This window comes from Xenorhabdus yunnanensis, from assembly GCF_028598805.1.
Taxonomy (GTDB): domain Bacteria; phylum Pseudomonadota; class Gammaproteobacteria; order Enterobacterales; family Enterobacteriaceae; genus Xenorhabdus; species Xenorhabdus yunnanensis.
Genome location: NZ_JAQRFI010000036.1, coordinates 40,790 through 48,810 on the forward strand (window position 1 = coordinate 40,790; position 8,021 = coordinate 48,810).

At 53.1% G+C, this 8,021-nt stretch carries 5 protein-coding genes; 4 read left to right on the forward strand and 1 reads right to left on the reverse strand.

Going from position 1 to position 8,021, the window contains the following annotated elements; all coding sequences use genetic code 11:
* Positions 1 to 7: 7 nt before the first annotated feature.
* From PSI23_RS14615 to PSI23_RS14630, 4 genes are read left to right on the forward strand one after another with little or no spacing between them, the layout of a single operon-like run.
* Complete coding sequence (locus tag PSI23_RS14615; protein WP_273555776.1) at positions 8 to 2,071, forward strand: type VI secretion system Vgr family protein; 2,064 nt, start codon at positions 8 to 10, stop codon at positions 2,069 to 2,071.
* 46 nt (positions 2,072 to 2,117) lie between these two features.
* Positions 2,118 to 2,537 (forward strand): DUF1795 domain-containing protein, encoded by a 420-nt coding sequence (locus tag PSI23_RS14620; RefSeq protein WP_273555777.1) that lies wholly within the window; start codon positions 2,118 to 2,120, stop codon positions 2,535 to 2,537.
* A gap of 12 nt (positions 2,538 to 2,549) precedes the next feature.
* Positions 2,550 to 6,962 (forward strand): RHS repeat-associated core domain-containing protein, encoded by a 4,413-nt coding sequence (locus PSI23_RS14625; RefSeq protein ID WP_273555778.1) that lies wholly within the window; start codon positions 2,550 to 2,552, stop codon positions 6,960 to 6,962.
* A gap of 24 nt (positions 6,963 to 6,986) precedes the next feature.
* Positions 6,987 to 7,586, forward strand: a complete 600-nt coding sequence (locus PSI23_RS14630; protein ID WP_273555779.1) for a hypothetical protein — start codon at positions 6,987 to 6,989, stop codon at positions 7,584 to 7,586.
* A 71-nt stretch (positions 7,587 to 7,657) separates the two neighbouring features.
* Here the strand turns inward: PSI23_RS14630 and PSI23_RS14635 are convergent, their stop codons facing one another.
* A complete protein-coding gene (locus PSI23_RS14635; RefSeq protein ID WP_273555780.1) occupies positions 7,658 to 7,978 on the reverse strand; it encodes a SymE family type I addiction module toxin in 321 nt (106 codons plus the stop codon).
* Positions 7,979 to 8,021: the final 43 nt, after the last annotated feature.

The window sequence follows — 8,021 nt, forward strand, 5'->3', positions numbered from 1 at the left end:
ACACCTCATGTCAGTAAAAAAGAGCATTGCGAAACTTCAGAAAGGGCAGGCACTTGTCCAGCAGGGACAGCAGGCAGCCCAAATGGCTCAACAAACCGCCGGTATGTTGGGCGGATTAGGGGGGGCGGTTCCACAAGGCGGTAGTGGCGGTCAGGGGCTGGCAGAGCGGGCTGCGAGCGGCCAGCATGCTGCTGCCAAGGCGCTGCAAAAAGCCAGCCAGATGTTGGGCGGTGGGGGCGGTGTCAGCACACCGAGCGGACTGCAATTTATCCTGACGGCGGGTGGTTTGCCACCGCAGACCTTTGTCGTCACCGACTTCACCCTGACGGAAGGCTTTTCCCAGCCGTTCCACCTGAATGTGGCGCTGGCCAGTGCCGACCCGGCTATCGATTTTCCGGCGGTACTCGACCGCACCGCCACCCTGACCATCCTGCAAGAAGGGGTTGAGCAGCGCAGCATCACCGGCATGGTGGCTCGCTTCGAGCAGGGTAACACCGGGTTGCACCAGACCACCTACCAGATGACCATTCGCCCTGACCTGTGGCGTACGACCTTGCGCCAAAACTCACGCATCTTCCAGCAGCAGGACATCGCCACGATTGTCACCACCATCCTGAAAGAGCACGGCATCCGTGATGTGGTGTTCAGCCTGCGCCATCCGCATCCTGAACGGGAATTCTGCGTCCAATATCAGGAAAGCGACTTTGTGTTCCTGCAACGGCTGACAGCCGAAGAGGGCATCTTCTACTTCTTTGAATGCGGCCGCGGGCGTAACACACTGGTGTTTGCCGATGATGCCGGCTCCGTTCCGCCGGGCATTGTTGTCCCGTATCAGCCGGGGGAAACCAGCACATTGGGCGAACCTTCCGTGAGCAGCCTGACATGCAGCGCGCAGGTGCGTCCGGCACAGGTAGAGCTTAAGGATTACACCTTCAAAAATCCGGCCTGGGCGGCGGAATTCCGCGCGCAAATGAAGGAAGAAACCTTGCAAGAGATGTACTACGAGCACTACGACTATCCGGGGCGCTTTAAGGACGAAGCCCACGGGGAAGCCTTTACCCGCTACCGCCTCGAAGCCCTGCGTAACGACGCTGTGATGGGACAGGGCAGCGGGCATGCCATCGCCGTGCAACCGGGCCGGTTGTTCACCCTGACCCAGCACCCGCGTCCTGACCTGAACCAGCCATGGCAGGTAGTGGGCGCGAACCACACCGGCAGCCAGCCGCAGGCACGGGAAACCGCGTCCGGCGACAGCGGCACCACGCTGCACAGCCATTTCAGCTTTATCCGCCATAACCAGAGCTGGCGCCCGACCCCGCTGCCGAAACCGACCATTGACGGCCCGCAAATCGCCAAAGTCGTGGGTCCGGCGGGGGAGGAAATCTTCTGTGACCAGTACGGCCGCATCCGCCTCCAGTTCCCGTGGGACCGCTACGGCCGCAGCGATGACCATAGCTCCTGCTGGATACGGGTGACCCAACCGTGGGCCGGTCAGGGCTGGGGCATGCTCGCCATCCCGCGTATCGGCCAGGAAGTGGTGGTGGACTTCCTGCACGGCGACCCGGACCAGCCCATCGTCACCGGCCGCACCTACCACGCTAGCAACATCCCGCCGGGTGCCCTGCCGGGCAGCAAAACCCAGATGGCCTTCCGCTCCAAGACCCACAAGGGAGAGGGGTATAACGAATTGCTGTTTGAAGATTCCAAAGGCAGTGAAAAGCTATCAATGCATGCGCAGAAAGATATGAGTACAGAAGTCCTCAATGACAGGTCAACCCGCGTGGTGCATGACCACACAGAAAGTGTCGGTAACAATCAGGCCATTACAGTGCGTAAAGACCGGCATAAGGAAATCATCGGCACGGAAGTCAGCAGCATCGGGACACGACAGGTGACCGTGGAGAAAACCAGTGTGCTCAGTGCCAAGGGCGCCATCACTATCCAGTCCACCGAAGAGGGTATCCATATCGGCAATACCAAAGGCAGCATTTCGATCGATAAGGAAGGCAACATCCATATTACCGGCGACACCGTCATTATCAATGGCCAGAAAGTGATCACCCTGAACTGATCCCGTTAACCATTTTAAAAAAGTGAAAAGTGAAAAAGGAAACACGATGAGCGCACAACCTTACCGGATGAATGAAGGCACCCTGACTCTCCCTGCCAACTGGCGCGATGAAACCATGCAGGTTTTTGTCCTGCCGGATGACAGCGGGGTCAATCTGGTGATTAACCGGACACCTGTACCGCTGGGAACCGATGCGGCAACGTATTACGAACAAACGCTGGCACAATTTGCCACCCACCTGCCGGGTTATCAGGAGCATCAGCGTTTACCAATGGCACTCAGTGGCGAAGACGCGTGGCGGCTGGATTACCACTGGCAAAGCCCGGAAGGGGAAATGCACCAGATGGTGGTATTGCAAATCCGGGGCAGCCAGTTACTGGCCTTTAACCTGACGTCACCACAACCTTTTGAAGAAGGGCAACGCACTGCGTTACTGGCGGTGATCACCAGTTTTCAGGCCGCGTGACAGGAGATCATCATGGGACTGGGTGACGAAATCGTAACACGGATTGCCCGTGTGGGGGCGACTCATGCGGTGGGCAGAGTCATGCCACCTTCACAGCCACGCGGCCCGGCGGCGGCACGTGAAGGGGATATTATTCAGCACTCGAGCTTTTTGGGTGCGTTGGCGGGGGCTGTTGTCGGCGCATTAATTGGCGCCGCTGTCTTTGCGGCAGCATCGGCCGTGATCGTGGGCACGGGTGGGTTAGCCACAGCAGCGGTATTGGCATTAGGCACAGCGGGTACCCTCGCACTGGGCGGGTTTATCAGCGATGTCAGTTCGGCGGTAGCCAATATGGTAGACAGCATCGGGCCGCCGGATGGCGCAATCAGCAAAGGTTCACCGAATGTATTGATTGAGGGGAAACCTGCTGCCCGGGCGACCGTGGATTTAGCCGCGTGCAGTAAACATCCGCCACCGCTGATAGCACAGGGCAGTGAATCGGTGTTTATCAATGGCGAACCCGCCGCGCGGAAGGATGATAAGCTAGTGTGCGGCTCCACCATCAAAAGCGGGGCGAGCAAGGTCTTTATCGGCTCCGGTCAAGGCTCGTATCTGGAAATCGAGGAAGAATTTTCCGGCTGGCAACGGGCATTACTGATCGCCGTGGAATTTATCGTTCCACCTTCGCGCGGGCTGGCAAAAGGTATAGGAAAGCTCTTTACCAAAGCCGGACAGAAAGCGGTTGTAAGGGGCGCATTTAAAGGCGCGAAAAAAGTCGGGGAGATTGTCCGAGGCAAAACACTCAAGTGCGCCAAAACAGCCTTTAAAGAAACCAAAGGATTAAAACGTTACTGGGCCAGTACGAAAAAATTCTTTAGCGGTGACCCGATTGATGTCACCACCGGGGCGCTGTTTGATCAACGTACCGATATTGAGCTGGGACAGACGCTGCCGCTGCTGTTTACCCGTAGCTGGTCACCGGGGTTGCGGGGATATCTGGGCGAGAACTGGTTCGACAACTTCTCAGAATGTGCCATTGTCACAGGAGACAGGATAGAAATCCTGACCACCGAAGGGGCTTCCCTGCATTTTGCCCTGCCACAAAGCGTTAACCACAGCATTAACCCGGAGCATCCCGACTTTACCTTAAGCCGGGAAAAGTCCGGCTTTGTTCTGGCAGAACGAAATAACCCGGTACGCAAATACTTCACCCGATTGGCGTCCACTGGGGAGAAAACGATACAGCGCTGGTTACTCACCGAACACCGTGACCACAATGGCAATGCCGTACGTTTTCAGCATAACGATGCACATCAACTGGAAAAAGTGACCCACAGCGATGGTTCGGAACTGAGGCTGTTCTACCGGGAAGAGGGCCTGCTGGAAGCGATCCATCGCACTGACAATGGGCTGAATGACGTGATGGCACGCTATGCCTATCATGACAATGGCTGGCTGGCAGAAGCGGACAGTACCCAGCAATTTCACCTGTTCTATGACTATAACGAACAGGGGCTGATTAGCCGCTGGTCAGATGGTGACCAGACTGCTGTTGATTATACCTATGATGCACAAGGTCGTTGTATCCACAGTATCGGCAGTGGCGGGTTCTACCCGGTGCAACTGACCTATGAACCGGGCATCACCCGTTCAACGACGCCACAAGGGCACACCACAAGCTGGCATTACAATGACCAACAACAGGTGACTCAGGTTGAAACCCCGTGTGGCCATATCACGCGTTATGAATATGATGAATGGGGTAACCTGCGCCACCAGATTTTACCGGAAGGGCAAACCCTGACGTTAGATTATCTGGCGGATACCGGGCTGGTGACCGCCTTTACTGATGCCACCGGTGCGGCATGGCAGTATCACTACGATGATTCAGACCGGCTTATCAGCATGACCGATCCGCTGGGACGAGTCTGGTGGCAGCAATATGACGATAATGGCAATGCGGAGTGCTTTATTGCACCGGATGGCAACAAAACCACGCTGACGCGCAATGAGTTCGGGCTGGTGATTGCGGCAGAGGACACAGAGGGATACAAACGGTCGTGGGAATATGACCCACAGAAACGGCTGACCAGACTGTTTGATGAAGAGCACCGCAGCCTGCGGCTGGGCTACGACAGCCATGACCGCTTGCAACGGCTGGCCTCGGGTGGCGGTGCACTGTGGCTTTGGGAATACGATCGCCATCATCGCGTATCTTTAAGCGATCGCCCGAACAACAGCCTGGAACGATTTCGCCATGACCGCCACGGCAACCTGACCGAGTGGACGGATGCCCGTGGCGTGCAATGGCATATCGAATACGGCCCGTTCGACCTGCCAGTAGGACGCATCGATGGGGAAGGCCACCGTTGGCAGTACCGTTATGACCCCGATAGCCTGCAATTACTGGAAGTCATTAATCCGCAGGGTGAAAGCTACCGTTATACACTGGATGCAGACGGACGGGTTATCACTGAAACCGATTATGCGGGCACGCAGTGGCACTATGCGTATGACGGTAACGGCAACTGTATTGAAAAACGGGATGCGTTGAGCAATATCACACGCTTTGAGTATGATGCTGCCAGCCGCATGACCGCCATGCACACCCCTGAAGGCACCACTACCTACTGTTACGATATTCTGGGGCGTTTACTAGAAATCGCGACTCCTGACAGTACACCGCTGACGTTCGAATATGATGATAAAGACCGCATCGTGAAAGAAACGCAGGTACACGGCGACATCCAGCGTGATTACCCGGATAATAAAACCGTGGCAAGAACACTGAAAACATCGGAGGATCAATGCTGGCAGGTAAAATCCGAAGCCAATAAGGTGGGTGAACTTCGGCGATTTAATCTCAACGGTGAACACACGCTCAAGATTGAGCGGGATGACGACGGCCATGAATGGCATCGCCAGTCAGATAAAGGTTTCATCCTGCGCCAAGAACATTCCCTGATGGGACAGCTGACTGCACAACGTGCCGGGCGTAACACTGAGTTTTTTGCCGCCCATGAAGTGGCAGATATTCCCCAGCCGACACTGGCTGGACTGGATAGGGAATATCGCTACGATGCGGCACTCAATCTGGTGGCCGCAAACGATGAGCGGCAATGGCTGCGTTATGTCGTGAACGGCAACGGGCAGGTCACCTCGGTCAGTGACGGTGAACACCTGCGCGAACACTATCAATATGATGCCTCCGGCTACCCTGCCCGCCGTTTTGACGGCCTCAATGAGATAGACGGGGAACGGCTGTACCAGAAAGGCCACCGCTTACGGCAGCTTGGGCAGCACCTGTTTGAATATGATGATGCGGGGCGGATGACCGCGATGCAGTTGTGGGAAGACGGTCACCGTCCACAACTGACCAAGTTTCGCTGGAACAGCCAGAACCAGCTTATTGGGGTACAAACCCCGGGCGGCCAGCAGTGGGCCTATCGTTATGATGCCTTCGGCCGGCGCACGGAAAAAGTGTGTGAGCGGGCGGGAATGCGTACCACCTATCTGTGGGATGGCGATGTTCCGGCGGAAATTCGCGAGTACCGGCACAACCGCTTGTACAGTATCCGCCATCTGGTGTTCGACGGCTGGCAGTTGCTGGCGCAGCAGGTGCAGTTCTTTAGCCTGAACCCGGAAAACCGGCATGAACTTATCGCCGGAAAAGTTCAGACGCAGTACGCGGTGTGTGCCCCGACCGGGGAGCCGCTGGCGTTGTTTGATGCCGCCGGACACCGGGTCTGGCGCCAGCCGCCGCAGAGCCTGTACGGGCTGCGCCTGGGGGTTCTGGGTGAAAATGCGGAACTGAATCCGGGGCTGCAATACGCCGGGCAGTGGCTGGATGAGGAGAGCGGGCTGGTCTATAATCGGTTCCGGTACTATTCACCAATAATCGGTATGTACCTGACGCCGGATCCCATTGGGCTAATGGGGGGAACTAATCCGTATGCCTACGTTCATAACCCCACAGGGCAGATCGACCCACTGGGATTAAATCCAAAAGATTTAATGCGGTACAAAGTTCGTGACACTATAAGCCCTCAACGAGGAGCGAGGGGAACAGCAATCAATAGAGCATGGGGGCAAGAAAGAGTTCTTGTTGAAGCAGGCGGTGGTTCTCGCAATTGGTCTGATGAAGAAATTAAAATAATCAAAGAGACGAAAAGTAATGGCAAATTGTCTTCCATCATGTCTCAGAGAGGATATACAGGACACCATATAAACAGTGTTAAGGGTAATGGTGCCTTGGGAGGAGCTTGGAAAGGAGACCCTAGAAATATTGTTTTTCTACAGAATGGTAAACACCCTAGTGGTATTGATGAACACTTATATAGTAATCAAGGACATAGGGGAGTTTATGAAAATTCAGGAAAAGGTCGCCTCATTGATAGAGAAGAAACAGCAAGACAATTGCAGTTGAAAAAATGTAAAGCTAAATAAATTCTACTATTCCAAGAGATTAACATGAATAAATTAGAAAAGGCGTTAAATGAACTAGTTAACGTTCATAACAAATTTAATCTTCAAGGCAAATTTGAAGAACGATACGGCATTGAGCAAGAATGGCCTGATTATATTAAAAAATCTGACGATATATTATTCTTGTTTGAAAAGTTTTCGCCTGTCGATATGGTAATAGAAACTGGTTTTACTCCAATCAAATTTTGTAATTTTGATGAAATAGAGGAGGCTCAATATGGCTATGGTTGGATAAAAAATCCAGATGGGATAATAAAAAATCCTAATTGGCCGGATAATAATTTAGTATTCATGGATGATATTGGTGGAGGAAAACCAATTATTGCTTTATTAGATAATCAAGATATACCTGTTTATGCTAATTATGATGCTGGAAAACCATTTAAAATATCTGATTCATTAGCTGATTTTTTCATCTCATTATCAAAACTAATAGAGATAGTATATGGTGAATTTGATATTTTTGAAATTTGTGATGAAGATGATGAATTGAAACCAGAGTTTGTTGAAATGATTGCCAAGGAAATTGAGCCATTAATAGGTTCAGATAATTTTGGGAATTTCTTTGACTATTTCTATGGTTAATAAGCGCACTTTCGCACAATAGCCATATTAAAAAGCCGGAAAGATCCTTGTGATCTTCCGGCTTTTTATCATCATCCTGCCTGATAATCCCCAATCAGTTCCCGCATTCGCAGCTTAATCTCACTGAGCTGGTCTTGCTGGCGTTGATACTGTTGCTTGATGGTGCAGGTGTCGTCGCTGTCAGGAATAAGCACCAGACAGCCGTCCATAATCTTGACGGTGAGTGTGCCGCCAATCTCGAATCCTGCCTGTTTAAGCCATCGTCCCGTTAAATTTATCGCGGGCCGGGGGTTCGGTCTGCCATTTTGCGGCACGTATCCCACAGTGTAATAACGTTCTGTTTTGGCGGCTTTATTTACCGCCCGGTTTTGCTTAGAATGCGCCTTAGCCATAGTCACTACTCCTAATAGTTGGTTATGGTCAGCGGGGTTAAGG

Coding starts and splice junctions, on each gene's coding strand:
- PSI23_RS14615 (WP_273555776.1), top strand. CDS start 8: ATGTCAGTAAAAAAGAGCATTGCGAAACTTCAGAAAGGGCAGGCACTT.
- PSI23_RS14620 (WP_273555777.1), top strand. CDS start 2,118: ATGAGCGCACAACCTTACCGGATGAATGAAGGCACCCTGACTCTCCCT.
- PSI23_RS14625 (WP_273555778.1), top strand. CDS start 2,550: ATGGGACTGGGTGACGAAATCGTAACACGGATTGCCCGTGTGGGGGCG.
- PSI23_RS14630 (WP_273555779.1), top strand. CDS start 6,987: ATGAATAAATTAGAAAAGGCGTTAAATGAACTAGTTAACGTTCATAAC.
- PSI23_RS14635 (WP_273555780.1), bottom strand. CDS start 7,978: ATGGCTAAGGCGCATTCTAAGCAAAACCGGGCGGTAAATAAAGCCGCC.